General features: G+C 68.4%; 23 protein-coding genes and 4 pseudogenes. 6 read left to right on the forward strand and 21 right to left on the reverse strand.

What is annotated here, in order from left to right; genetic code table 11:
* From A9W96_RS15600 to A9W96_RS15615, 4 genes and pseudogenes are all read right to left on the reverse strand, one after another.
* A pseudogene (locus tag A9W96_RS15600) lies at positions 1-389 on the reverse strand (hypothetical protein); the annotation flags it as partial.
* A 45-nt stretch (positions 390-434) separates the two neighbouring features.
* Positions 435-4,031 (reverse strand): chromosome segregation protein SMC, encoded by a 3,597-nt coding sequence (smc, locus tag A9W96_RS15605; RefSeq protein ID WP_067141038.1) that lies wholly within the window; start codon positions 4,029-4,031, stop codon positions 435-437.
* Between the two features lie 260 nt (positions 4,032-4,291).
* A complete protein-coding gene (locus tag A9W96_RS15610) occupies positions 4,292-4,585 on the reverse strand; it encodes an acylphosphatase (RefSeq protein WP_066859986.1) in 294 nt (97 codons plus the stop codon).
* Positions 4,572-4,997, reverse strand: a complete 426-nt coding sequence (locus tag A9W96_RS15615) for an OsmC family protein (protein WP_066859989.1) — start codon at positions 4,995-4,997, stop codon at positions 4,572-4,574. The genes A9W96_RS15610 and A9W96_RS15615 overlap by 14 nt, the downstream gene beginning before the upstream one ends.
* A 53-nt stretch (positions 4,998-5,050) precedes the next feature.
* Between A9W96_RS15615 and A9W96_RS15620 the strand changes: the two genes are divergently transcribed.
* The gene (locus A9W96_RS15620) at positions 5,051-5,827 is read left to right on the forward strand and encodes a PIG-L deacetylase family protein (protein WP_066876555.1); all 777 of its coding nucleotides are present in this window, start codon (positions 5,051-5,053) and stop codon (positions 5,825-5,827) included.
* 19 nt (positions 5,828-5,846) lie between these two features.
* Here the strand turns inward: A9W96_RS15620 and mutM are convergent, their stop codons facing one another.
* From mutM to sepIVA, 4 genes are all read right to left on the reverse strand, one after another.
* Positions 5,847-6,716: a DNA-formamidopyrimidine glycosylase gene (gene mutM, locus A9W96_RS15625; protein WP_066876557.1), complete on the reverse strand. Its 870-nt coding sequence runs from the start codon at positions 6,714-6,716 to the stop codon at positions 5,847-5,849.
* 15 nt (positions 6,717-6,731) lie between these two features.
* On the reverse strand, positions 6,732-7,445 hold the full coding sequence (gene rnc / locus A9W96_RS15630) for a ribonuclease III (protein ID WP_067141041.1): 714 nt from the start codon (positions 7,443-7,445) through the stop codon (positions 6,732-6,734).
* Positions 7,442-8,041, reverse strand: a complete 600-nt coding sequence (locus A9W96_RS15635; RefSeq protein WP_197497908.1) for a DUF177 domain-containing protein — start codon at positions 8,039-8,041, stop codon at positions 7,442-7,444. The genes rnc and A9W96_RS15635 overlap by 4 nt, the downstream gene beginning before the upstream one ends.
* Positions 8,042-8,110: 69 nt before the next feature.
* Complete coding sequence (gene sepIVA / locus A9W96_RS15640; RefSeq protein WP_066860047.1) at positions 8,111-8,848, reverse strand: cell division protein SepIVA; 738 nt, start codon at positions 8,846-8,848, stop codon at positions 8,111-8,113.
* A gap of 424 nt (positions 8,849-9,272) precedes the next feature.
* Between sepIVA and A9W96_RS15645 the strand changes: the two genes are divergently transcribed.
* Entirely contained in the window at positions 9,273-10,439 is a 1,167-nt protein-coding gene (locus A9W96_RS15645; RefSeq protein WP_082972298.1) for a permease, read from the forward strand.
* A 6-nt stretch (positions 10,440-10,445) separates the two neighbouring features.
* Here the strand turns inward: A9W96_RS15645 and A9W96_RS15650 are convergent, their stop codons facing one another.
* The 6 genes from A9W96_RS15650 to A9W96_RS15675 all read right to left on the reverse strand — a co-directional run bounded on the left by A9W96_RS15650 (position 10,446) and on the right by A9W96_RS15675 (position 16,238).
* Positions 10,446-12,155, reverse strand: coding sequence for a thiamine pyrophosphate-requiring protein (locus A9W96_RS15650; protein ID WP_067141044.1), 1,710 nt, complete (start codon positions 12,153-12,155; stop codon positions 10,446-10,448).
* Between the two features lie 281 nt (positions 12,156-12,436).
* The gene (gene coaD / locus A9W96_RS15655) at positions 12,437-12,919 is read right to left on the reverse strand and encodes a pantetheine-phosphate adenylyltransferase (RefSeq protein WP_067020047.1); all 483 of its coding nucleotides are present in this window, start codon (positions 12,917-12,919) and stop codon (positions 12,437-12,439) included.
* Positions 12,920-13,041: 122 nt separating this feature from the next.
* Positions 13,042-13,596 carry a 16S rRNA (guanine(966)-N(2))-methyltransferase RsmD gene (gene rsmD, locus A9W96_RS15660; protein WP_067141047.1) on the reverse strand — a complete coding sequence of 185 codons (555 nt, stop codon included), beginning with the start codon at positions 13,594-13,596 and terminating at the stop codon, positions 13,042-13,044.
* 10 nt (positions 13,597-13,606) lie between these two features.
* A complete protein-coding gene (locus A9W96_RS15665) occupies positions 13,607-14,254 on the reverse strand; it encodes a vitamin K epoxide reductase family protein (protein WP_067141050.1) in 648 nt (215 codons plus the stop codon).
* On the reverse strand, positions 14,251-15,018 hold the full coding sequence (locus A9W96_RS15670) for a DsbA family protein (RefSeq protein WP_066860013.1): 768 nt from the start codon (positions 15,016-15,018) through the stop codon (positions 14,251-14,253). The genes A9W96_RS15665 and A9W96_RS15670 overlap by 4 nt, the downstream gene beginning before the upstream one ends.
* A gap of 101 nt (positions 15,019-15,119) precedes the next feature.
* Positions 15,120-16,238, reverse strand: a complete 1,119-nt coding sequence (locus A9W96_RS15675) for an alpha/beta hydrolase (protein WP_067141053.1) — start codon at positions 16,236-16,238, stop codon at positions 15,120-15,122.
* A 252-nt stretch (positions 16,239-16,490) separates the two neighbouring features.
* On the opposite strand from A9W96_RS15675, the pseudogene A9W96_RS32670 reads away from it, so the two are divergent.
* A pseudogene (locus A9W96_RS32670) lies at positions 16,491-16,639 on the forward strand (oxidoreductase); the annotation flags it as partial.
* Positions 16,640-16,644: 5 nt separating this feature from the next.
* A complete protein-coding gene (locus A9W96_RS15680; RefSeq protein WP_066860019.1) occupies positions 16,645-17,490 on the forward strand; it encodes an aldo/keto reductase in 846 nt (281 codons plus the stop codon).
* Positions 17,491-17,497: 7 nt separating this feature from the next.
* Here A9W96_RS15680 and A9W96_RS15685 read toward each other — a convergent pair whose 3' ends face one another.
* Complete coding sequence (locus A9W96_RS15685) at positions 17,498-18,061, reverse strand: nuclear transport factor 2 family protein (protein WP_066860022.1); 564 nt, start codon at positions 18,059-18,061, stop codon at positions 17,498-17,500.
* A gap of 110 nt (positions 18,062-18,171) precedes the next feature.
* Here A9W96_RS15685 and A9W96_RS15690 point away from each other — a divergent pair, with 110 nt between their 5' ends.
* On the forward strand, positions 18,172-18,831 hold the full coding sequence (locus A9W96_RS15690; protein ID WP_231999700.1) for a TetR/AcrR family transcriptional regulator: 660 nt from the start codon (positions 18,172-18,174) through the stop codon (positions 18,829-18,831).
* 50 nt (positions 18,832-18,881) lie between these two features.
* Here A9W96_RS15690 and A9W96_RS15695 read toward each other — a convergent pair.
* The 4 genes and pseudogenes from A9W96_RS15695 to A9W96_RS15710 form a co-directional block, all read right to left on the reverse strand.
* Positions 18,882-19,467 (reverse strand): annotated as a pseudogene (locus tag A9W96_RS15695) (SDR family NAD(P)-dependent oxidoreductase).
* A gap of 85 nt (positions 19,468-19,552) precedes the next feature.
* On the reverse strand, positions 19,553-19,795 hold the full coding sequence (locus tag A9W96_RS30470; protein ID WP_082972300.1) for a ferredoxin: 243 nt from the start codon (positions 19,793-19,795) through the stop codon (positions 19,553-19,555).
* A gap of 47 nt (positions 19,796-19,842) precedes the next feature.
* Complete coding sequence (locus A9W96_RS15705; RefSeq protein WP_066876575.1) at positions 19,843-20,586, reverse strand: SDR family NAD(P)-dependent oxidoreductase; 744 nt, start codon at positions 20,584-20,586, stop codon at positions 19,843-19,845.
* A 108-nt stretch (positions 20,587-20,694) separates the two neighbouring features.
* Positions 20,695-21,465 (reverse strand): SDR family NAD(P)-dependent oxidoreductase, encoded by a 771-nt coding sequence (locus A9W96_RS15710; RefSeq protein WP_067141062.1) that lies wholly within the window; start codon positions 21,463-21,465, stop codon positions 20,695-20,697.
* Between the two features lie 179 nt (positions 21,466-21,644).
* On the opposite strand from A9W96_RS15710, the gene A9W96_RS15715 reads away from it, so the two are divergent.
* Positions 21,645-22,832 (forward strand): cytochrome P450, encoded by a 1,188-nt coding sequence (locus A9W96_RS15715; RefSeq protein WP_066876579.1) that lies wholly within the window; start codon positions 21,645-21,647, stop codon positions 22,830-22,832.
* Positions 22,833-22,892: 60 nt separating this feature from the next.
* Here the strand turns inward: A9W96_RS15715 and A9W96_RS15720 are convergent, their stop codons facing one another.
* Both A9W96_RS15720 and A9W96_RS15725 read right to left on the reverse strand, forming a co-directional pair.
* Complete coding sequence (locus A9W96_RS15720) at positions 22,893-23,606, reverse strand: HNH endonuclease family protein (RefSeq protein ID WP_066876581.1); 714 nt, start codon at positions 23,604-23,606, stop codon at positions 22,893-22,895.
* Positions 23,603-24,010 (reverse strand): annotated as a pseudogene (locus tag A9W96_RS15725) (ATP-dependent DNA helicase RecG); the annotation flags it as partial. The pseudogene A9W96_RS15725 and the gene A9W96_RS15720, both read right to left, overlap by 4 nt.

The raw sequence follows: 24,010 nt of genomic DNA on the forward strand, positions 1-24,010 counted from the left end.
GCGATCGTGCTGGGCAAGCGCCGCGGTTGGCCCACCACGCTGTTCCGGCCGCACAACCTGCCGTTCGTGATGCTCGGTGCCGGGGCTTCGGGGACGGGTTCGGGGAGTTCGACCTCGGAGATGGTGCGCCGCGGCGCGTCGCGGGGAACGGCCGCGTCGTCGCCTACCGCGGGCAGACCGGTGGTGTCGAGCCGATCGGCCGTCGTGGTCTGGCTGAAGGTGATGCCCGAGGACGCGGTGTAGCCGCCGGAGCGGTCGATCGCACCGGGCTCGGTGCGGGTGGAGAAGCTGATCCGGCGCCGGTGGTACCGCAGCAGGCCTGCCACCAGCGCGGTGATGACGAGCAGGGCAGCGACGACCGCGATGGCGATCCAAAGACCTTGGGACACGCTGACATTGTTTCAAGTCGCCCGGTGTGCGTCGGTCACCGGGCCTTAATCGACCGCGCCCACCAGCTGGTCCACCTGCTGGCCGCGCATCCGCTGGGAGATGACGGCGGTGATGCCGTCGCCCTGCATGGTCACGCCGTAGAGCGCGTCCGCGACCTCCATCGTCGGCTTCTGGTGCGTGATGATGATCAGCTGAGAGCGCGCCCGCAGCAGCTCGAACAGCGAGATGAGCCGCCGCAGGTTGGTGTCGTCGAGGGCGGCCTCCACCTCGTCCATGATGTAGAACGGCGACGGGCGGGCCCGGAAGATCGCCACCAGCATGGCCACCGCCGTCAGCGCCTTCTCGCCGCCGGACAGCAGCGAAAGCCGGGTGACCTTCTTGCCCGGCGGCCGGGCCTCGACCTCGATGCCGGTGGTGAGCATGTCGTTGGGGTCGGTCAGCCGCAGCCGCCCCTCGCCACCGGGGAACAACACGGTGAAGACCTCGGTGAACTCGCGTTCGACGTCGGCATACGCCTCGCTGAACACCTGCAGGATGCGGGCGTCGACCTCGTCGACCACCCCGAGCAGGTCCTTGCGGGCGGCCTTGACGTCCTCGAGCTGGGTGGACAGGAAGTTGTATCGCTCCTCGAGCGCGGCGAACTCCTCCAGCGCCAGCGGGTTCACCCGGCCCAGTTCGGCCAGCTCACGCTCGGCCCGCTTGGCGCGGCGTTCCTGGGTGGCCCGGTCGTAGGGAATCGGCGCGGGCGCGAAGACCTGCTCCCCGCGCTCCTTGGCCTGCTCGTATTCGGCCATCTCCAGATCGGTCGGCGGCAGCAGGTTGTCCGGCCCGTACTCGGCGATCAGGTCGGCCGGCGCCATCCCGAACTGCTCGAGCACCATCTGCTCGAGCTGCTCGATCCGCATCGCCGCCTGGGCGTTGGCCACCTCGTCGCGGTGCAGCGAGTCGGTCAGGGCGGCCACCCGGGCGCTCAGCGCGTTCACCTCGTCGCGCACCGCGGCCATCGCGGTCGCGCGCTGCTGGCGCTCGGCGGTTAGCGCGTCGCGGATCTTGGACGCGGCGTCGACGACCCCGGTCAACCGCTGCGCCAGCAGCCGCCCGGAGTCGGCCACCGCCGCCGCCACCGCGGCGGCACGCAACCGCGCCTCCCGCGCCTGCTGGGCCCGCAGCCGGGCTTCGCGCTCGGCCGCGGCCGCGCGGCGCAACGAGTCCGCGCGCCCCCGCACCGCGTTCGCCCGCTCTTCGGCGGTCCGCACCGCCAGCCGCGCCTCCACCTCGACGCTGCGCGCGGCTTCGGTCGCCGCGGCGATCCGCTGCCGGTCCACGGGATCTTCGGTCGGCGCCTGCTGGGTCTCCTGCGCGTTGCGCAGCCGGGTCTCCAGTTCGGTGACCTCGGCGACGGTCTGGGTCCGGCCCGCTTCGAGCTCCTCGCGCTGCCGCAGCAGCCTGCTCCACTCGTCCTCGGACGTCCGGGCCTCCTGGCCCAGCCGGCCCAGCTGTTCGTACATCCCCGAGATCTCGCTGTCGGATTCGTTGAGCGCGGCCAGCGCCTGCTCGGCGGAGTCCTGACGGGCGGCCTGCTCGGTCAGCGCCCCGGACAGCGCCGCGCTGAGCTGGGCCACCCGCGCCTCGGCGGCGGTCAGCTCGTCGCCGGCCTTGTCGATCTCCGACGTCACCTCGAGCGTGGACAGCTTGCGGTCCGAGCCGCCGCTCACCCAGCCGGCGCCCACCAGGTCGCCGTCGAGGGTGACCGCACGCAACCGGGGATGCGCGGCCACCAGCGCCAGCGCGCGGTCCAGGTCGTCGACCACCGCGACGCCGGAGAGCATGGCCGTGATCGCGCCGCGCAGCCGGGCGGGCGCGTCGATCAGGTCGAGCGCCCACAGCGCACCCGCCGGCGCGGCCTGCGGGGTGGGCTGATCGGCGGGCCAGTCCCCCAGCACCAGCGCGGCGCGGCCGCCGTCGGCCTCCTTGAGCGCGGCGACGGCCGAGCGGGCCGCGCCGAAGCTTTCGGCGGCCAGGGCGTCGGCCGCCGATCCCAGCACCGCGGCCAGCGCCGCCTCATACCCGGAACGGACCTTGACCAACTTGGCCATCGGACCCAAAAGACCTGTGCCGTCGTGGTTTTGGGTGAGCCACGCCGCGCCGTCCTTGCGCTCGAGCCCGATCGCGAGCGCGTCGATGCGGGCCCGCAACGAGGCCACCTGGCGTTCGGCGTCCCGCTCGGCGGACTGCAGTTCGGCCACCCGCTCGTCGGCCAGCCGCAATGCGGCGACGGTGCGCTCGTGGTGTTCGTCGAGACCCACCTCGCCCTGGTCGAGTTCACCGACCCGGCCCTGCACGGTCTCGAATTCCACCTTGGCCTGCTGCGCGCGGGCGGCGGCGGCTTCGATGCGTTCGGACAGCCGCGCAACGCTGTCGTCGATCGATTCGACGCGGGCCCGCATCGTCTCCACCTGGCCGGTCAGCCGGGCGAGGCCTTCCCGCCGGTCCGCCTCCGCGCGCACGGCCGCCATGTGAGCCCGGTCGGCCTCGGCGGCTTCGCGCTCGCGCTCGGCCAGTTCGGCGCGCGCGCCGTCCAGCCGGGTCCGGGCGCCGGCCAGCTCGGCGAGCAGCTGTTGCTCGGCGGCCGCGACCCGCTCCGCCTCGGCTTCCAGCGCGGCGGGGTCGGTGTCGCCAGTGGCGACCGGCTCAACATCGAGGTGCTGGGCCCGCTCGCTGGCGATGCGTACGGTCGCGGCGACCCGTTCGGCCAGCGCGGACAGCGCAAACCAGGTGTGCTGAACGGACTCGGCGCGGCTGGACAGTTCGGCGACCGCCGCCTCGTGCGTCGTCAGCTCCTCGGACGCCACCGCCAGCCGCGAGGCCGCCTGGTCGTGGTCGCGCCGCATGGCGGCCTCGGCCTCGAAGATGGCCTCCCGCTCGCCCTGCCGGTTGACCAGGTCATCGGCGGCCAGCCGCAGCCGGGCGTCGCGCAGGTCGGCCTGGATGGTCTGGGCGCGACGGGCCACCTCGGCCTGGCGGCCCAGCGGTTTGAGCTGGCGACGCAACTCGGTGGTCAGGTCAGTCAGCCGGGCCAGGTTCGCCGACATCGCGTCGAGTTTGCGCAGCGCCTTTTCCTTGCGCTTGCGGTGCTTGAGCACGCCGGCGGCTTCCTCGATGAACGCGCGACGGTCTTCGGGCCGCGATTGCAGGATCTCGTCGAGCTTGCCCTGCCCGACGATGACGTGCATCTCCCGGCCGATGCCGGAGTCGCTCAGCAGCTCCTGAACATCCATCAAACGGCAACTGCTGCCGTTGATTTCGTACTCGCTGGCGCCGTCGCGGAACATCCGCCGCGTGATCGACACCTCGGAGTATTCGATGGGCAGCGCGTTGTCGGAGTTGTCGATGGTGACGGTGACCTCGGCGCGCCCCAGCGGGGCCCGCGACGACGTCCCGGCGAAGATGACGTCCTCCATCTTCCCGCCGCGCAGGGTCTTTGCTCCCTGCTCCCCCATGACCCAGGCCAGCGCGTCGACGACGTTGGATTTGCCCGAGCCGTTGGGTCCGACGACGGCGGTGATGCCCGGTTCGAACCGCAGAGTCGTCGGCGAGGCGAAGGACTTGAAGCCCTTCAGCGTCAGACTCTTGAGGTACACGGCGAGCCAGACTACCGCTCAAATCGGCCCGGACGGCGGCACCGCGGGGTGTCGGCCGGCCCGAAATAGGGCGGTGTTTTTGGCGGTCGACGCACTGGTCACAGTGGTCACATCAGCCACGGGCCGAAGGTGAATGTCGCCCTGCGAAACGCGCTGGCGCCGGCGCTATCACGTTGCGGATTCGCCCATCGACGCCGCAGTCGGTGCCGGTGTGACAGATGTGAGGCCCAGGGGCTCGTCGGACGCCCGGACCCTGCCCGTCAGCGCTCGACGAAACCTTCGAACCGCTCCTGGGGCTGCGACCAGTCGGCGACCACCTTGTCGACGTGGCCGGGCCGCGACGGCCATGCGGTGCCGCCTTCCAGCAGGTGCAGCAGCTTCTCGCCGGCCGGCCGCGGGCCCTGGGCGACCACCAGAACGCGGCCGTCGGCCTGGTTGGCGGCATAGCCGGTGAGACCCAGTTCCAGCGCCCGGCAGCGGGTCCACCAGCGGAAACCGACGCCTTGGACCTGGCCGTGCACCCATGCGGTGAGCCGGGTGTCAGGCTCCGACATTTTTCGCCTCGGAGCTGACCTCGAAGTTGACGGTGGTTCCGGACTTGAGCGTGCGGCCGACCGTGCAGACCTGGTCGATCGCGCGGTTGACCACGACCAGCAGGCGCTGCTTCTCGTCGTCGGCCAGCGACGACAGGTCCAGTTCCAGGGTCTCTTCGAGCAGCGGATAGCGTTCCTGCTCCCGGTCGGCGGCGCCGGAGACCTTCACCACCGCCTTGTAGTCGTCGCCCAGCCGGCGGGCCAGCGGCAGGTCGCTGGACATCCCGCTGCACGCCGCGAGCGCGATCTTGAGCAGCTCACCGGGGGTGAACACGCCTTCGACGTCCTCGGAGCCGATCAGCACCTGCGCCCCTCGTGAGCTGTACCCGGTGTAGCGGCGAGTTCCGGTGCGTTCCACCCATAGTTCGGCCATGGCTCATTTCTACCGGGCGTCCGAACTTTTCCGGCACGGGCATACTGTTTTGCATGTCCACCGTGGTCGCATTCCATGCCCACCCGGACGACGAGGTCGTGCTCACGGGTGGCACCCTGGCGCGGGCGGCGGCGGCCGGGCACCGGGTGGTCGTGGTCACGGCGACCGACGGTCGCGTGCACAACGAGGACCACAACGACCGGCTGAACGAATTGCGTTTGAGCGCAAGCATTCTCGGGGCGCATCGGGTGGAGTGCCTGGGGTACGCCGACAGCGGCTACGGGCCGCTGTTCTACCCGGATCCGCCCGGGCGCACCCGATTCGGTCGCGCGGACCTCGACGAGGCGGCCGGGCGGCTGGCCGGCATCCTGCGCGACGAACACGCCGACCTGCTACTCAGCTATCAGCCCAACGGCGGCTACGGCCACCGCGACCACGTCCAGGTGCACCACGTCGGCAAGCGGGCCGCCGAACTCGCTGCCATCCCGCGGGTACTCGAGGTGACGATGCCGCGCGAAATGCTGCTTCGCGTCAGCGATGTCGCGCATTTGTTGCGGCTGCCGGAGCCGTACGAACGCGACATCGTCCGCGGCGCCTACGCCCCCCGCGCCACGATCACCCATCGCGTCAACGTCTTCGGATTCGCGCGCCAGAAGCGCGACGCATTCGCCGCGCACCGCTCCCAGATCGGCGCTTCGGGTCTGGTCGCGGGTGTGTTCGGGCTGCTGCTGCGGTTGCCGCCTCAGGTGTTCGGTGCGCTGTTTTGCCACGAGTGGTTCGTGGACCCGGCGCTGCCCACCGGGACGCTGCGCCGCGACATCTTCGATTGACTCATCCGCGTTCGAAAGCTCAGCCCCGCGGGCGCGGTTGACATTTCGGGCAGTAGAACGACGAGCGGTTCATGAACTTCTCCCGGCGCATCACCGCCCCGCAGCGACGGCAGGCGTGGCCCGCACGGCCGTAGGCGTCCAACGATCGGTCGAAGTATCCGGACTCGCCGTTGACGTTGACATACAGCGAGTCAAACGACGTCCCCCCTTTGGCCAGCGCGTCGCGCATCACGGCGGCGGCCGCGTCGAGCACGGCGGTCAGCTGCTTGCGGCTCAGCGTGTCGGACAGTCGCGCGCCGTGCAGCTTGGCCCGCCACAGCGCCTCGTCGGCGTAGATGTTGCCGATACCCGACACCACCTGTTGATCGAGCAGCTGCCGTTTGATCTCGGAATGCTTGCGCCGCAAGACTTTTACCACCGCGTCCGCGTCGAAGCGGGGGTCCAGCGGGTCACGCGCCAGGTGCGCGACCGGTTCGGGCACCACGCTGCCGTCCACCTCGACCAAATCGGCGAGCATCCACCCCCCGAAGGTGCGCTGGTCGGCGAAACTCAGCACGGTCCCGTCGTCGAGCAGCGCGGAGATCCGGACGTGGTCGGCGCGCGGCACCGCACCGAGCAGCATCTGCCCGCTCATGCCGAGGTGAACCACCAGCGCCGTATCCGATTGCTGCCCAACGGGTTCGGTGTCGAGCAGCAGCCACAGGTATTTGCCGCGCCGATCGGTGCCGGTGATTCTCGCGTTCAGCAGCCGGGCGGTCAGGTCCGCGGGCCCCGCTTCATGACGACGCACCGCGCGCGGGTGGTGCACCCGCACGGCGGTGATCGTCTTGCCGACGACGTGGGCGTGCAGGCCGCGGCGCACCACCTCGACTTCGGGCAGTTCGGGCATTCAGACAGACACCATCTAGTTGGGCGTCGTCCCCGCGGTGTCCAGCACGTCGAGGGTTTTCCAGGTCTGGGCCGCGGCCTTCTGCTCGGCTTCCTTCTTGGAGCGGCCCACCCCGGTGCCGTATTCGATCTCGGCCACCACGACCACGGCGGTGAATTCCTTGTCGTGGTCGGGGCCGGTGGAGGTGACGACGTAGGACGGCGCGCCCATGCCGCGCGCCGCGGTCAGCTCCTGCAGGCTCGTCTTCCAGTCCAGCCCGGCTCCCAGCGTCGGCGCGGCGTCCAGCAGCGGACCGAACAACCGCAGAATCACCTCGCGCGCAACGTCGATGCCGTGCTCGAGATAGATCGCGCCCAGCAGCGATTCCATCCCGTCGGCCAGGATGCTGGATTTGTCGGCCCCGCCGGTGTTGGCCTCGCCACGCCCCAGCAGCAGATGGACGCCGAGGCCCCCGTCGCACAGCTTGCGCGCGACGTCGGCCAGCGCCTGGGTGTTGACGACGCTGGCCCGCAGCTTGGCCAGGTCACCCTCGCTGCGGTCGGGGTGGCGGTGGTAGAGCTCGTCGGTGATCGTCAGCCCCAGCACGGCGTCGCCCAGGAACTCCAGGCGCTCGTTGGTGGGCAGTCCGCCGTGCTCGTAGGCGTAGCTGCGATGCGTCAGCGCCAGGGACAGCAGTTCGTCGGACAGTTCAACCCCGAGGGCGTCGAGCAGAACCTGCCGCGAACTCACCGCTGGTCCCGCGACTCGTCCGACTCGGCGCTGAACATGCCCGCCAGCTTGGCCCACCGCGGATCGATGCGATCGTGCCGGTGGCCCGGCTCGGCGGCCAGCGGGACGCCGCATTCGGGACACAGCCCCGGGCAGTCCGGGGTGCACACGGGCGAGAACGGGAGCTCCAGCCCGACGGCGTCGCGGATCGACTGCTCGAGGTCGATGGTGTCGTCGACGATGTGGCCCACCTCGTCTTCCTCGGTGGTCGCCTCGGTGGTGCTGTCCGGGTAGGCGAACAGTTCGGTCAGCCGCACCTGCACGTGGCTTTGTAGCTTGGTCAGGCAACGCGAGCACTCACCGGCGGTCGGGGCGGTCACCGTCCCGGTCACCAGGACGCCTTCGGACACCGATTGGACCTGGAGGTCCAGGTCCAAGTCCGCGCCGGCCTCGATCGCGATCATGTCCAGCCCGATGCGGGACGGACTGGGCACGGTTTTTCGCAGGGTGACCATTGCCCCGGGGCGCCGCCCGAGCCGGGTGATGTCGAACGCCATCGGTCCGGCAAGCCGTGACGCTGCGCCGCGGGCCGATGATGTGCTGTGCTGCCGCGTCATACCGGGAATCCTACGGCGCTGACCCGACAATTCCAGGGCGTGGCCGCCCGGGTGGACCGCCGCGCGGGGCTAGCGCACGGCGTAGTCGTGGGTTCCGGCGGCGGTGCGCAGTTGGTGACGACCGCGTCCCACCGAGCGCAGGGTGCCGTTGAGGAATTCCTCGAACTCGGCGAGCTTGTTGTCGACGTAGATGTCGCACTCGCCGCGCAGCCGGTCGGCCTCGGCGTGCGCCGAGTCGATGAGCCGGGTGGCCTCGGCGTTGGCCGCCTCCACCACGCTGTTCTGCGACACCAGGCGCTGCTGCTCCTTGATGCCCTCTTGCACGGCCTTCTCGTAGGAGATGTTGCCGTTTTCCAGCAGCCGGTCGGCTTCGGCCTGGGCGCGCCCGACGCTGGCTTCGTACTCGCGCTTGGCCGCCGTGGCGATGCGCATCGACTCTTCGCGAGCCTCGCCGACCATCCGCTCGCTGTGCTGGCGCGCCTCACTCACCATCCGGTCGGCTTGCGCCTTGGCGTCGGACAGCAGCCGGTCGGCCTCCGCGCGGGCGTGGTTGAGCATGGACTCCGACTCGGTGGTCGCCGAGGCCACCATGGACTCGGAGTGCGTCTTGGCGTCCTGCAGCATCGAATCGCGGGCGTCCAACACATCCTGGGCGTCATCCAGTTCGCCCGGAATCGCATCCTTGATGTCGTCGATCAACTCCAGCACGTCGCCGCGGGGCACCACGCAGCCGGCCGTCATCGGAACGCCACGGGCTTCTTCCACGATGGCGCTGAGTTCGTCCAGCGCCTCAAAGACTCGATACACGGCCATACCCTCCTGGCGTCTGCAAAGATCCGGTTGTTACCAGTGTGCCTGGTGTTGTCCCTGTGACAGCGGTGGCGAGCCCGGTGTGTCGGGTATTTGCCCGTTCGGGGCGCCTCAAACAACCCGGCGCGCCGTTTCCGGCCAGGTCGCAGGAATCCAGTGTCATCAGAAAGCGCCCGTTCACGCTGTTACCGCGGCCGCCACGGCCGCACGAGGTGGTTCATCCATATTCGGCGCCGGGCTCCCGCCGAGGCTCGACGGGCGCGGGGCCCGGGGTTTGCGTCGACACGCCGGGGCCCGGCTATTTGCCAGCGATTCTAGGCGCCGGGCGGCCGGGCCACTATCTCGGTCGCCGGCGATATACCCCCTCGGGGTATACTGCACGGGGTGCGCGGGCGCCCTACGGTTTACCCAGGAGGACACAGTGACGGTGCTATCGGCGATCGGGCACGCGTTGACGCTCGCGGGCTCGATGACGTGGGAAATCTTATGGGCGCTGATCCTGGGTTTCGCCCTCTCGGCGGTGGTGCAGGCCGTCGTGCGGCGTTCAACGATCGTGTCGCTGATGGGCGACGACCGGCCGCGCACCCTGGCGATCTCCGCGGGGCTGGGCGCGGCGTCGTCGTCGTGCTCGTACGCCGCGGTGGCGCTGGCGCGGTCGCTGTTTCGCAAGGGCGCCGACTTCACCGCCGCGATGGCATTCGAAATCGGTTCCACCAACCTGGTGGTGGAACTGGGCATCATCCTGGCGCTGCTGATGGGCTGGCAATTCACCGCCGCCGAATTCGTCGGCGGCCCACTGATGATCGTCGCGCTCGCCGTGCTGTTCCGGCTGTTCGTGCGTTCGCGACTCGTGGACGCCGCCCGCGAGCAGGCCGAGCGGGGAATCGCCGGATCCATGGAAGGCCATGCGGCCATGGATATGTCGATCCAGGGCGAGGGCTCGTTCTGGCGACGGCTGTTTTCCCCGGCGGGCCTCACCTCGGTTTCACACGTGTTCGTGATGGAGTGGCTGGCGATCCTGCGCGACCTCGTGCTGGGCTTGTTGATCGCCGGCGCCGTCGCGGCCTGGGTACCCGAAAAGTTCTGGCAGGTCTTCTTTTTGGCCGATCACCCGGGCCTCTCGGCGCTGTGGGGCCCGATCGTGGGGCCCATTGTGGCGATCGTGTCCTTCGTGTGCTCCATCGGCAACGTGCCGCTGGCCGCGGTGCTGTGGAACGGAGGCATCAGCTTCGGCGGTGTCATCGCCTTCATCTACGCCGACCTGTTGATCCTTCCGATCCTCAACATCTACCGCAAGTATTACGGCACCAAGATGATGCTGACGCTACTGGGCACCTTCTACGCCGCTATGGTGGCCGCCGGATATCTGGTCGAATTGGTCTTCGGCACAACGCATCTCATTCCCAAGCAGCGCAACGCGACGGTGATCGAGGCGTCGATCTCCTGGAACTACACGACGTGGCTCAACATCGCCTTCCTGATGCTCGCGGCAGTCCTGATCGCCCGGTTCGTCACGTCCGGAGGTCTGCCGATGGTGCGCATGATGGGCGGCTCCCCCGAGGCCGGCCAATCAGAGCATCGGCACTGAGGAGTCTCAGGGTTGCGGCAACCGCACGTCCAGCACCACGCAGCGCCCTTGCCCGGCCTCGGCGAGCGCCCATTCGACCGCCTTGCTCATCTCCGCCGGCGTGTGCACCGTGCGTCCGCTGCCGCCGCATGCCGCGGCGAGCGCGGCGTAGTCGGTGTCGGGGGCGAGTCGGGTCTCGCCGAAATCGTTCTCCCGCACCGACACTCCCTGCGGATACAAGTCAATCACCGGCAGCTTGGAGGCCAGATACGACTGATTGTTCAAGACGACGGTGACGAAGGGCGCACCATGGCGATGCGCCGACCACAACGCGGCGGTGGGCACGCCGAAGTTGAACGAGCCGTCGCCGCAGATGGCGACGACGGGTGCTTCCGGCCGGGCGAGTTTGACCCCGAACGCGCCGCCGAGCGCCCAGCCCAATCCCGGTGCGCCCGTGTCGAAGAGCTGCCCGGGTGACCGCCGCACCTGCCGGGCCACGGCGGACCGGTTGGTCACGGCCTCCTGGACCACCACCGCGTCGTCGGGCAGGGCGCCGCCCAGCGCGGCCAGCATCGCATCGGGTGCGTCCGCCGGGCGATCGGAGGCGGCCCGGCGGGCCGCGTCCCGCTGGCGCTGCGCCGTGTCGGCCTCGGCCGCCTGCCGACGCGCGGCCCACTTCTCCCGCAGCTCGTCGGTGGCCAGCCGCAACAGGGTCTGCTCGAGCAACAGCAGCGCCACCCGCGTGTCGGCGGTCAGCGCGACCTCGATCGGAAACGACCACAGCGGCATGCTCGGTTTGACCGGATCGCCGTCGATCTGCACCACGCGGGCATTCGCGGGCGGGGCCAGCTGCGCCGGCACCCAGGGCACTTCGCAGTCCAACAGCAGCACGGTGTCGGCGTTCTCCAGCGGCGCCGCGTCGCCCACCACGTGCAACGGATGTTCCAGCGGCAGGTTGGCGCGGTCGCCCTGATCGATCACCGGCGCACCCAGCAGCTCGGCGATGCGGCCCAGCACCGTTGCGGTCGCGGGGTCGGCGGCGGTCCGGGCCGTGACGATGACGACCCGCTTGCCCGCCACCAAGATTCCCGCCAAGCGTCCCAGCGCGCCCGGATCCGGGCCGGGCGGTACGGCCGGCGGCAGGCGGCGCGGCAGCGCCCCGGCCCCGTGCTCCATCAACGCTTCTCGCGGCAGCATGACGTACGCGGGGCCGGACGGGCAGGATTGGGTGACCTGGAAGGCCCGCCGGACGATCGGGGCCAGCTCGCGGCCGCGGGGAACCTCCATGTGCCACTTGGCGTAGTTGCGCACCACGGCGGGCTGGTCGAGTTGCTCCTGCTGCCAATGGATGTAGGTGTCGCGGTGACCGCGCACCCCCGGCGCCGAGCTGTAGGGAGCGCGGCCGGCGAATACCACCACCGGGGTCCCGTTGCGCTGCGCGTTGTGCAGCTGGCAGCCCAGGTTCAGCGTGCCGGCGTCAACGTGCACCATCACCGCCTGCGGGCGGCCGCTGGCCATGTGATGGCCGATGGCCGCGGCCAGCGCGATGCTCTCGTGCACGCACAACACCGCCTGCGGGCTCGGCGTGCCCGCGGCGCGCGCCGCCGCCAGCGCCTCCTGAATCGGCGCGGAATCCGTTCCGGGGTTGATGAAGAAGTGCGCGACTCCCTCGTCGGCGAGCAGCGCAACCAGATCGGCCGCGGCCTCGGGTACGTCGAACAGATTGTCTACCGTCATGGTGCCGTTCTCCTATCGACGTCGGCGACCTCGCGTACCCCCTCCTGACGGATCAGATCTTCAAGATACGTTCTGTGTGGGCGTCTGCGATCTATTCCGGCGGACTCCGGTTCCACGTGGCGCGCTCGAACCCGTCGACCGCCCCTAACGAGGGACTCACGGGTAATCGACGGAGAACTTTCGACACCATCGGGTACCCGCGGCGTGGCGGTTTACTCCACGCCACCACCGGCATGGTCAATGCGCCTGCCGCGCAATGGTTTTGGCGCCGATCGGCGGATTCAGGACCGGGCCGAAAGCCGTTCGCGCAGACGGCGATTGACCGGTTCGGGCAGCAGTTCGGACACGTCACCGCCAAGCATCGCGACCTCTTTGGCCAGCGACGAGGACACGAACGAATAGCGCGGAGCGGTCGCGACGAAGAAGGTGTCCACACCGGCGACGTGTTTGTTCATCTGCGCCATCTGCAGCTCGTATTCGAAGTCGGTGCCGGTGCGCAATCCCTTCACGATGGCGGTCATGCCCCGCGCCCGGACGAAGTCGACGACCAGGCCCCGCCCGGCCTCCACCCGCAGGTTCGGCAGGTGCGTCGTCGATTCGTTGATCATCGCGATCCGCTCGTCGAGGTCGAACATGCCCTTTTTGGCGGGGTTGGTCAGGATCGCCACCACCACCTCGTCGAATTGGGCCGACGCGCGCTCGAAGACGTCGATGTGACCCAACGTCACCGGGTCGAACGACCCGGGGCACACCGCGCCCGTCATGCGCGCGATCCGATGCAAGCGGGTGATCTGCGGACATCGGCGATCATGACGCGCGGCGAGACGATGCAGAGCGAAGCGATGCTGAGGAGCGGCGCCATGACGAACGACGGTACACGCCTACCTCAATGGCGCTCGGCCAGCTCCAGCCGGGTGTCGCCGTACACCCGATGCGGCCACGCGGCCCAACCGGCCGGCCAGTCCAGCGGCGCGCCGCCGGCCGCACGCTCCACCACCGCAACGCTGCCCCGGTGCACCCAGCCACGGGCGGGCAAGGCGGCCAACACGGCCTCGACCTCGGTGGCGTCCACGTCGTAGGGCGGGTCGGCCAGCACCAGATCGAACGCGGCGTCGGCCCCGGCGGCCAACACGGTCGCCACCGCTGCGCGGCGCAGCGTCGCACCGGGCAGGCCCACGGTTTCGATGTTGCGCGCGATGACGGATGCGCTGCGCGGGTCCGACTCCACGAAGAGCGCGGCGGCGGCACCGCGGGACAGCGCCTCCAATCCCAGTGCGCCCGAACCGGCGTAGAGGTCCAGCACGGCGACACCGGTCAGGTCCAGGCGGGCCGAGAGGATGTTGAACAGCGATTCGCGCACCCGATCGGTGGTGGGCCTGGTACCGCGCGGCGGGACCGCGATGCGACGGCCCCCGGCCGCGCCGCCAATGATCCGGGTCACCTGCGAAGTCCTAGAGCAGCGTCGACCAGTAGTCCCAGAACCGGGCCATGATCAGCAACAACACCGCGGTGAACCACAGCGCGGCGACCGACCACCGCCATTGGAAGAGCAGCCATCCGGGTCCGGATTGCCGGTGCTGCAGCACCGGGCGATAGGCGATCGAGGCCACGACCACGAGCAGCGAGATGGTGACGACCCACACCACCATGCAGTAGGGGCACAACGCGCCGATGCGGTAGAGGCTCTGGAAGATCAGCCAGTGCACGAACACCGCCCCGACCACCAGCCCGGCCGTCAGAGCCAGCCAATACCATTGCGGCAGAGCAACTTTCGTCAGCGCCAACAGCCCGGTCACGACCACCACGGTGAAGGCCACCAGGCCCAGCAGCGGGTTGGGAAAGCCCAGCAGCGACGCCTGCGGCGTGATCATCACCGAGCCGCAGGACAGGATCGGGTTGATGTTGCAGGACGGCACGTACGCCGGGTTTTCCAGGATGTCGATCTTCTCGACCGTCAGCGTCGCCGACGCGACCAGCCCGATCAGCCCGGCGATGAGCACCCACCAGGCGCTGAGCGCGGGCACTCGCGTCCCCGAAGCTGGATCCGGCGTCAGGTCGCCGGCGGGATCGACAGCTTCGGTCGACACCGCACCGGTCACATCGCGGCCGGCGCGACCGCGCCGTCGATGCCCGGGATGTTGCCCACGATTTCCTTGATCTTGTTGACCAGCGCCTCGGGTGTCGACGGGTCGTAGTCCTCGCCGTTGATCTTGATGGTCGGCGTGGCGTTGATGTGTGCGGCCGCCGCTTCGCCGGTGACCTTGGACAGGTATTTGCCGCTGTTGATGCAGTCCGGCACCTTGCCCACCACACCGGCCTCGCGGGCGAGTTCGATCAACCGGGCGTTGTCCGGGAAGCTCTTGCCGGTTTCGCTCGGTTGGATGTCGGTGCTGAACAGCGCGGAGTGGAAGCGCCGGAAGGCGTCCTGGGACTCGTCGGCGACGCAGAGCGCCGCGGCGCCCGCGCGCGAGGAGTAGTTCTGGTTCCGCGAGCTGTCGAGGATCGACACCATGGAGTAGTCGCCCGCGATGGCGCCGAGGTCGATGAGCCTGGACACCGTCGGGCCGAAGGTGCGCTCGAAGTTACCGCAGGCCGGACACAGGAAGTCCTCGTAGAACGTCACCACGGCCTTGGGGTTGCTGGTGCCGGGCTGGGTGATCAGCTTGCTCGACGTGACCCGAACGGTGTCGCCCGCGCCGGTGGGGCCGGTCTTCTTGTGGTGCGAGGTCACGATGTAGAAGACGAGGGCGACCGCGAAGATCACCACGAATGCGGTACCGCCGATTTGGACGAGCCGGCTCGACTTACCGCCGGAGGCCGACTTCATGTCGAATCGCGGGGGACGTTTGGGTTTGTCGGCCACAGGTTCCCTGATCTTTCGGTACGAGTTGTCGGTCTGCCCGGGTGCGGACAAAGCGATCGGACAAGGCGCCTCTAGATTACCGGCGCCAACCGCTGCGGGAATCAGACCCGGCTCAGGTGGGCGCGCAGCGCCGAGATCAGCTCGCTGGTCGCGACCATGCTGTCGCCGCCCAGCTGGAACAGGTTGGCGAAGCCGTGGGTCAGCGAACCCAGGTACCGCAGGTCCACCGCGACGCCGGCGGCCCGCAGCGCCTCGGCGTAGCTTTCGCCTTCGTCACGCAGCGGGTCGAAGCCCGCGACGGCGATCAGCGCGGGCGCCAGTCCGGTCAGCGACTGCGCCAGCGCCGGCGACACCCGCGGATCGGTGCGGTCGAGCTTCGACCGCCGCAGATACTGCGATTCGAACCAGTCGATGTCCCGCTTGGTCAGCAGGAAGCCGCGCGAGAACAGGGTCAGCGACCGGTTCTTGGCGGTGAAGTCGGTGCGCGGATAGATCAGCCATTGCAGCACCGGCGCCGGGGCGCCCTCGTCGCGCGCGATCTGGCTGACGACGGCGGCAAGGTTGCCGCCGGCGCTGTCCCCGCCGACCGCGACGTGGCCCGGCGTCGCACCCAGCTCGCCGGCGTGCTCGTAGGCCCAGGTGAAGGCCGCGTAGGCGTCCTCGATCGCGGCCGGCGCCGGGTGCTCGGGGGCCAGCCGGTAGTCGATGGACAACACATGGATGCCGGCGTCACGGCAGGTCAGTCGGCACAGACTGTCGTGGGTGTCCAGGTCGCCGATGGACCAGCCGCCACCGTGGTAGAAGACCAGCAGCGGTGCCGGCTCGCCGCCGGGTGGACGGTAGTGCCGGGCGGGGATCTGCCCGGCGGGGCCGGGCAGCGTCAGCTCGGCGACGTCGACGTGGATCTGCGGCCCGGGGAACCCCACGGTGGACTCGCGCATCTGAGCTCGCGAGACGTACGGGTCGTCGTCGACCACCAGGCCGTCGATGCCGACCGCGCGCAGCCCCGACAGCATCAGCTGCAGCGTTGGGTCCAGCGTGTTGCCGTCGATGATCACCGAGCGCCCGCGGACCAGCCCGCGCCTGATGGCGGTGGGGATCCACGGGATGACCTTGGCCCCGACGCCGGTGACGGCGCCCTGGATCCGGCTGGCCAGCGGCACCGAGGTGCGATCGGCGCCGCGCTCGAGTTCCGGTGCGCCTGACAGAGGCCTGGTCATGGGCAACCCCCCTTAACAACACGTGCGAACGCTCGCCGACGAAAAGTTATTCGGTCCCCGAGCCCACCGCCTCGGAGCGTTGCCGGCCCCGGCGGCCACCAAACACGCGGCATTGCCGCCTAACCCACGCTACTGCAGCGCTATCGGCGTGCCGAGCGCGTGGTGGGCGAAGTCTGCGATCGATGGTGAGATCGGGCCGCGTCGCGGCGAAAGACGACCCGCGCGCAGGTGTCGATCAGTTGCATTTATTGACTAGGTAATATCGTGGTCCCCAGGTCGGTGAGCCTTCATCGGATTGCGAGCGACTTCGACGTGTTCGATTTCGAACTCAGCGCCTCGAATTCGATGACGGAACTCGGCTCGGTGCACAATCTCGAACCTTCAATTTCACAGGCAGGTGAATGAATTGGCTGGCGAGTCGGGCTCCGCCGTACCCTCAATTGCTCTCAACGACGAGAACACGATCCCGGCCCTGGGCCTGGGCGTCGCGGAATTGTCGGATGACGAGACCGAACGCGCGGTGTCGGCGGCGCTGGAAGTCGGCTGCCGGCTGATCGACACCGCCGCGGCCTACGGGAACGAGGCCGCCGTGGGGCGCGCCATCGCCGCCTCCGGCATTCCCCGCGCCGAGCTGTTCGTGACCACCAAGCTGGCCACGGCGGACCAGGGTTTCAAGGCGGCGATGGACGCCTGCAACGCCAGCCTGGAGCGCCTCGGCCTGGACTACGTCGACCTCTACCTCATCCACTGGCCGGCGCCGGCCCTGGGCAGCTACGTGAACTCCTTCGGCGGCATGATCCAGTCCCGCGCGGAAGGTCAGGCCCGCTCGATCGGTGTATCCAACTTCACCGACGAGCACCTGACGACGGTCATCGATCTGACTTTCGTCACCCCGGCGGTCAACCAGGTCGAGCTGCACCCGCTGCTCAACCAGGAAGCGCTGCGCAAGACCAACGCCGAGCACAACGTGCTCACCCAGTCCTACACGCCGCTGGCGCTGGGCAAGCTGAACGACAACCCGACGGTGAATTCGGTCGCCGGCGAATACGGCAAGACCGCCTCGCAGGTCCTGCTGCGGTGGAACCTGCAGCTGGGCAATGCGGTCGTCTTCCGGTCCGCCAACCCCGAGCACATCTCCTCCAACCTCGACGTCTTCGACTTCGAGTTGGCGGACGAGCACGTCGAGGCGCTCAACGGGCTCAACGACGGCACCCGGTTGCGCCCGGACCCAGAGACCTACGAAGGCGCGTAAGGCGCCGCTACCATCGCGCCGGGGCCGGCGCGTCGATGGTCAAGGGACGCTGATACGACAGGTCGGTGCGGTCGCGCGTGCCGACGAGGTAGCCCTTTTCGGTGAAGAACGATGACTGCAACACCCGGGCGTCCGCGAGGAACATGCCTTCGACCGTCGAGCGGCGGACCGCGATGCGCCACTGCCCATTTCGCCGCTCCAGCCGGTCGATGTAACGGCCGGTGATGAACTGGGCGCTCTTGGCGTCGGGCCCGACGAGAACCACGATCACGTAACTCTCGGCGTGCGCGGCATCACCATCGACTTCGCACGTGTGCGTGGTGATGTTGTGGGTGTGAACCCGCGACGTCTCGGCATGGGTCTTATTGGCCCAATCCCCGTACTCCGGACCGGAATTGACGGCGTGGCCGTGCTCGTCGACACCATCGGCGTGGTACGCGGACGCGATCAGGTCGACGTCGTGGCGGTCACAACCTCGGGCGTGGCGCGCAATGCAGTCGAGGATCTCAGTGCGATCCAGCAGATAGCGAACGTTCTTCTCGAGCGCGTCCAAGCCCGTGTCCACGGCCATGCTGTCCCTATTCGTTGGATCGGTCGGCATCGAGGCTTGCGACGCCCGGTGCCACTATACACTCGTACAGCACAGGCCAGGTGTCACAATACGAGTACTCAACAGATCGGATGGCCATGGCGACGTCGTCGCGGCGCGTGGGCGCCGAAACGTCCAAGACGCGGGACGTGCTGCTGGACTGTGTGGAAAAGCTGATGCTCGAACAGGGGTATGCGAGCGTCACTTACCGGGCGCTGGCGGCCAAGGCCGGCGTGACACCGAGCCTGGTGCAGTACTACTTCCCCACTCTCGATGAGATTTTCGTCGCCGCGATTCGGCGCTACTCCGAGCGCAATCTGGCATACCTGACCGAAACGCTCGCACGCCGCAGCGACGATCCCCTGCGGGCCGTGTGGGAGTACTCGTGGGAAGAGGCGACCGGCGCGCTGATGACAGAGTTCATGGCGCTGGGCAACCACCGCAAATCCATTCGCAATGAGATCGCCGCCGTGACCGAGAGCGTACGGAAGGTCCAATTGGACGCGCTCGTCGCCAAGTTCGGCAAGAACGCTCGTCCGGTCGGTGATCTTTCGCTGCCGGCGCTGCAGTTGCTGATGTCGGGCATGCCGAAGTTCCTGAATCTCGAGGAGGGCATCGGCGTCAAGTCGGCCCACCGGGAGGTCACCAAGGCCTTCGAGCGCTACATAGACTCGGTGGAACCACGCCCCGAGCCTCCCCAACGCAAGACCACCCAGCGCCGCCGGGCGACGACGCGTCGTGCGCAGGCGTAGTTGAGCGGGCGGGTCGCCGCGGTCGACTCAGTGGACAATCATGTTGACGGTCAACGCATCACGTGTGCGCACTGCTGGTGCGGGTGAACGTCGAACAAATCACGATAGGACGGTGGCTGGCGGCCACCTTCGTCACTCCCCATAGGCGGGACCGAACGCGTAGTGCACTGACCCCGAGGACGACGAAAACGCAACCAGCCCTTTGCGTTGCGAAATCATCAACGGTGCGGCGTGGACGGTGGCGACGTAGCTGCTGCGCAGCCCGACGTCGAGCGTGTCAAGCACGCTGAGGGGCTCCTCCCAGAATTTGGTCCGACCCATCATCTCGTCGCGAATGATCGCGGCGTTGTTGACCAGGACGTCGAGCCGCCCCTGCTCGCCGCGGATTTGGGCGAACAACGCCTCGACCTGGTCGTCGTCGGCGTGGTCGACACCGACGGCGATCCCCCGTCCGCCCGCGGCGCTCACTTGTGCGGCCGTCTCGTCGACGGTGCCCGGCAGGGCTGAGTCAGCGCCGCTGCGGGTGCGACCGGTGACATACACCGTGCAGCCATGGCTGCCCAGCGCGCGGGCGATCCCTGCGCCCGCGCCGCGGCTGGCTCCCGTGACCAGGACCACCGGGGTGTTTTCCGGCATCGATGTGCTCCTTCGGGCGTACGTGGCCGACCCGCCAACCCGTCAGTGCGGAATCGCCGCCGAGTCGTCTGCAGGTGCGCTCATGTCATCGCCCAAGTCGACGACCGTGGGCCGCCCGGGCAGCAACGACATGGTCGATCATCACGGAGATGGCCTGCTCGGGGCAGGAGCGGGCCGCCTCGAGCACACCGTCGCGGTGCCCGTCGGCGACCTCCTCGACCACGGCATGGGCATGACCATCGACGTCGTCGAGTTCGAACGACTCCGGTGCGGTCATGGCGCACATCGTGTGGCCCTGGCAGCGGGCCGGATCGACCTTGACGCGCACGCTACCTCCTGAATACGTTGCGTTGCTTGCATTGTCGTTTGGCGTTGTCAGAGGACCGCGCCGCCGTTCACGCCGATCACCTGGCCGTTGACGTAACCGGCGCCCTCCGAGCACAGAAAGGAACACACCGCCGCCACGTCGTCGGCCTGCCCCAGCCGCCCGGCCGGAATGGCTTGCGTCAAATGCTCGGTGGGTGGCAGCTTTCCGTCCCGCTGTTGCTGGCGCAGCATCGGCGAATCGATGACGAACGGCGGTACGGTATTGGCTGTGATGCCCTTGCGGGCGTAGTCCAGCGCGACCGTCTTGGTCATGGCGATCACGCCGCCCTTGGTGGCCGAATAGTGCCCCTGCGCGGGAGCGCCCTGCTGACCGGCGGCAGATGAGATGGTAACGATACGACCCCATTTCGCCGCCACCATGTCGGACAACGCCGCTCGCACGCAGAGGAAGGTGCCGGTCAAGTTCACCGCCAGATAGCGGTTCCACTCGTCGAGGGTGATCTTGTCGAACCGCGTGAATCCGGCGATGGCCGCGCTGGTCACCAAAATCTCCGTCGGCCCGAATTCCCCTCGCACGGAGGCGAATGCCGATTCAACCGCCGCCTCGTCCGACACGTCGACTCCGATCGCAAGCGCATTGCCGCCGGCGGTTTCGATCTCGGAGGCGACGGCGTTGGCATTGGCCGGATGCACGTCCATGATCGCCACGCGATGACCGTCGGCCGCCAGCTTGACGGCGATCGCTCGTCCCAAACCGGAACCCGCACCGGTCACGACGGCCGTTCGGGTCATCGGGCAGCTCCTCGGTTTCGGGCCGTACCAGCAAGGTGCTGTACGAATGTATAGCGAAAATGCGAGGGGCACAAGAACCGCCGGCGCGCATCGGCCTCGGGTGCCGCCTTACACGCCAGCACCACCGGGAGCTCCGTGCATGTACAGCGTTTGCCCCGAACAGAAACTCGCTGCGTCCGACGCGAAGAACAAGACGCCGTAGCCGATTTCGTCGGGCTCACCGAGTCGGCCGAGGCCGTTGGTGAGCGCGATCGCCTCCGGATCCAATCCGTACCGCGCGGCGTCGTCGGTCAGGGTGGCGGCGCGTACCGCACCGACTGCGATGGCGTTGACTCGAATGCCCTTCCTGGCCCACGCGGCCGCCATCGACCCGGTCAGGTTGTTCACGGCCGCCTTCGCGGCGGCATAGGGAGCCGCCTGCGGCATCGCCAGCAGGCTGGCCCCCGACGAGATGTTGACGATGGCCCCCTTGCCCTGCGCCATCATCGGCTGGGCTGCCGCCTTGGACAGGTGCCAGACGGCGTTGAAGTTCAGGGCGAGCACGTTCTCGAAGTCGTTGTCGGGCCACTTGAGGATCGACTTCGTCTCCGCTCCCCCAGCACAATTGACCAGGATGTCCAGCCGCCCGAATTCCTGAACAGCTCTGTCGATGAGCGCCCGGCACTCGTCCGCGGACGTCACATCGGTGGACACGGCCACGGCACGGCGGCCCAGCGCCATGACTTCCCTGGCTGTGGATTCGAGCGGGTCGGGGCGCCGGCCCGCCAACACGACGTCGGCGCCATGCTGGGCCAGCACGAGCGCCGTACCACGCCCGATTCCCGTGCCGCCGCCGGTAATGACGGCGACGCGGCCGTCGAGGCCAAACCGACTCTCCATACCGTTTCCTCTTGTTCGTCGTGGCGGTGCGCGAGCGGCGCCCATCGTTTGTACGATCGTATAGCATCGTCGCCTGTGCCGGGGACGACCGGTTCGTTGCCCCTCGGACGAGGCATGCTGTACGTTCGTATAGCGCCCACATGAGGGCGTGCGGAAGAACCGCTGACGAGGAGCCGACGTTGAGCGATCTGTATTACGACCCGTGGGACGTCGACATCGACCTGGACCCCTATCCGACCTACCGGCGCCTGCGCGACGAGTGCCCGGTCTATTACAACGAACCGCACAACTTTTGGGGCGTAAGCCGTTACGCGGATGTCGATGCGGCGCTGAAAGACACCGCCCGGCTCAGCTCGGCCAAGGGCGACATCCTCGAGGTCGTCATGACCGACCCGGTGATGCCGCCAGGCATCTTCATCAACGAGGATCCGCCCTTGCACACCATTCATCGCGCGATCGTGTCCAGGGCATTCACACCGAAGAAGATGCGAGCGATCGAGGACAAGATCCGTGCCTTCTGCGTCGCGTGCCTTGACCCACTCGTCGGCGGGGAGCGGTTCGATTTCGTGGCGGATCTGGGCGCCGAGCTGCCCATGCGCACCATCGGAATGCTTGCCGGTATTCCCGATGCGGAACAGCCTGCGGTACGCGAACACGCCAACCAGGTGCTTCGCAACGAGCCCGGAAAACCGATGTCAATCAAGAAAGATCGCTACTTCACCGGTGAGATGTTCGGCGAATACGTCGAGTGGCGCGAAAAGAACCCATCGGACGACCTGATCACCGAACTGCTCAATGTCGAGTTCGAGGACGAGACCGGGACCACACGGAAGCTGACCAAGCAGGAACTGATCGTGTTCTTGGCGGTGGTGGCCGGCGCGGGCGTTGAAACGACCGGTCGCCTGTTCGGCTGGATGGGCAAGGTGCTGGCCGAGCACCCCGATCAACGCAAGGAACTCGCCGAAAACCATGCGCTGATCCCGACGGCAATCGAGGAACTGCTGCGCTACGAACCACCCGGGCCGCATGTAGCGCGCTACGTCGCCACCGACGATGTGACTTTCCAGGGGCGGGTCATCCCGGCGGGCAGCGCCCTGCTGCTGATGCTGGCTTCGGCCAACCGCGACGAACGTCATTTCGACGACCCCGACAAGTTCGACATTCACCGAAAACCCGGCGGCCACCTCACCTTCGGCCGGGGTCCGCACTTCTGCGTCGGATCTCCGTTGGCCCGTTTGGAAGGCCGCGTGGCGCTAGAAGAGGTACTCAAGCGATGGCCCGAATGGGACATCGACATGCCCGCAGCACGACGTTCGCGTACCTCCACCGTGCGAGGCTGGGACAGCATGCCCGCGGTCATCACCTGAGATGCCCTGAGGTCAATCGAGTCGCGATCAGCACCGGCGGCGCTCGCGTGGGGCGCCGCGCTACCCCGTCGGGCAGGTCGTCGCGGCCTGGCGCAGCACGCCGGTCGACGCCTGGTCCACCGGCAGCGAGTAACCACGAAGCACCGCGATGAACTGCATCGCGTACTGGCAGGCGAACGCCGCGTTCGGCGGCATCCATTGCGCCGGCGGCGAATCGCCCTTGTCCTGGTTGGCCTGCCCTTCGACGGCCAGCAGGTTGGCCGGGTCGTTGGCGAAGCGCAGCCGCTCGGGGGCGGGCCAGCCGTACGCGCCCATGTCCCACGCATAGGCCAGCGGGACGATGTGGTCGATCTGCACGGACTCACCGACCTTGGGGCCGCGCTGAAAGGCGATGGTCTTGCTGGTGTAGGGGTCGTGCAGCGTGCCGGTGGCCACCGCGTCCGGACACCGTTTCACCGACACATACGTTTTGTCCACCAGATCACGGTTGAGGATGTCGTCGCGCGTGTCACATCCGTTGTGCCCCAACGGGGCATCGTTGTCGTCGTCCCAGGCGTCGCCGAACGCCGAGCGCAGGTAGTCGTAGCGGTGCTGGCGCAGGGGCACGACGGCCACACCGGCGAGCACATCGGTGCCCGGCTGCACCGTCGGAACGTCGGCGCGCGCCGCGTATTCGGCGGAACGCCGGGCGGTCGAGGAGCCGACCGTCTGATAGGCCACCAGCAACGCCAGCGCGGCCGCCGCGGCCAGCCACAGCAGTACTTTGCGATTCAACTTTTGTCCAGGTATTCGATGCGGTCGGTGTCGGTGAATCGCGCGGCCAGCAGCCCCAAACCGGGATTGGAGCGGTCCTCGGCGTAGGCCCTGACACAAAAGTCCCGCGCGGCCTCGATGAACTCCAGGTGGTCCGCCAGGGACAGCAGCCGCAGCGTGATCGCCTTGCCGGACTGGTTGCGGCCCAACACATCTCCCTCCCGACGCTCCTTGAGGTCGAGATCGGCCAGGGCGAAGCCGTCCAGCGTCTCGGCCACCGCACACAGTCGGCGGCCGGCCGACGAGTCCGGCGCGGACCAGCTGGCGAACAAGCACAGGCTCGGATGCTGGCCACGGCCGATCCGGCCGCGCAGCTGGTGCAACTGACTGATCCCGAACCGGTCGGCGTCCATCACCAGCATCAC

Source organism: Mycobacterium sp. 1245852.3 (assembly GCF_001669335.1).
Taxonomy (GTDB): domain Bacteria; phylum Actinomycetota; class Actinomycetes; order Mycobacteriales; family Mycobacteriaceae; genus Mycobacterium; species Mycobacterium europaeum_A.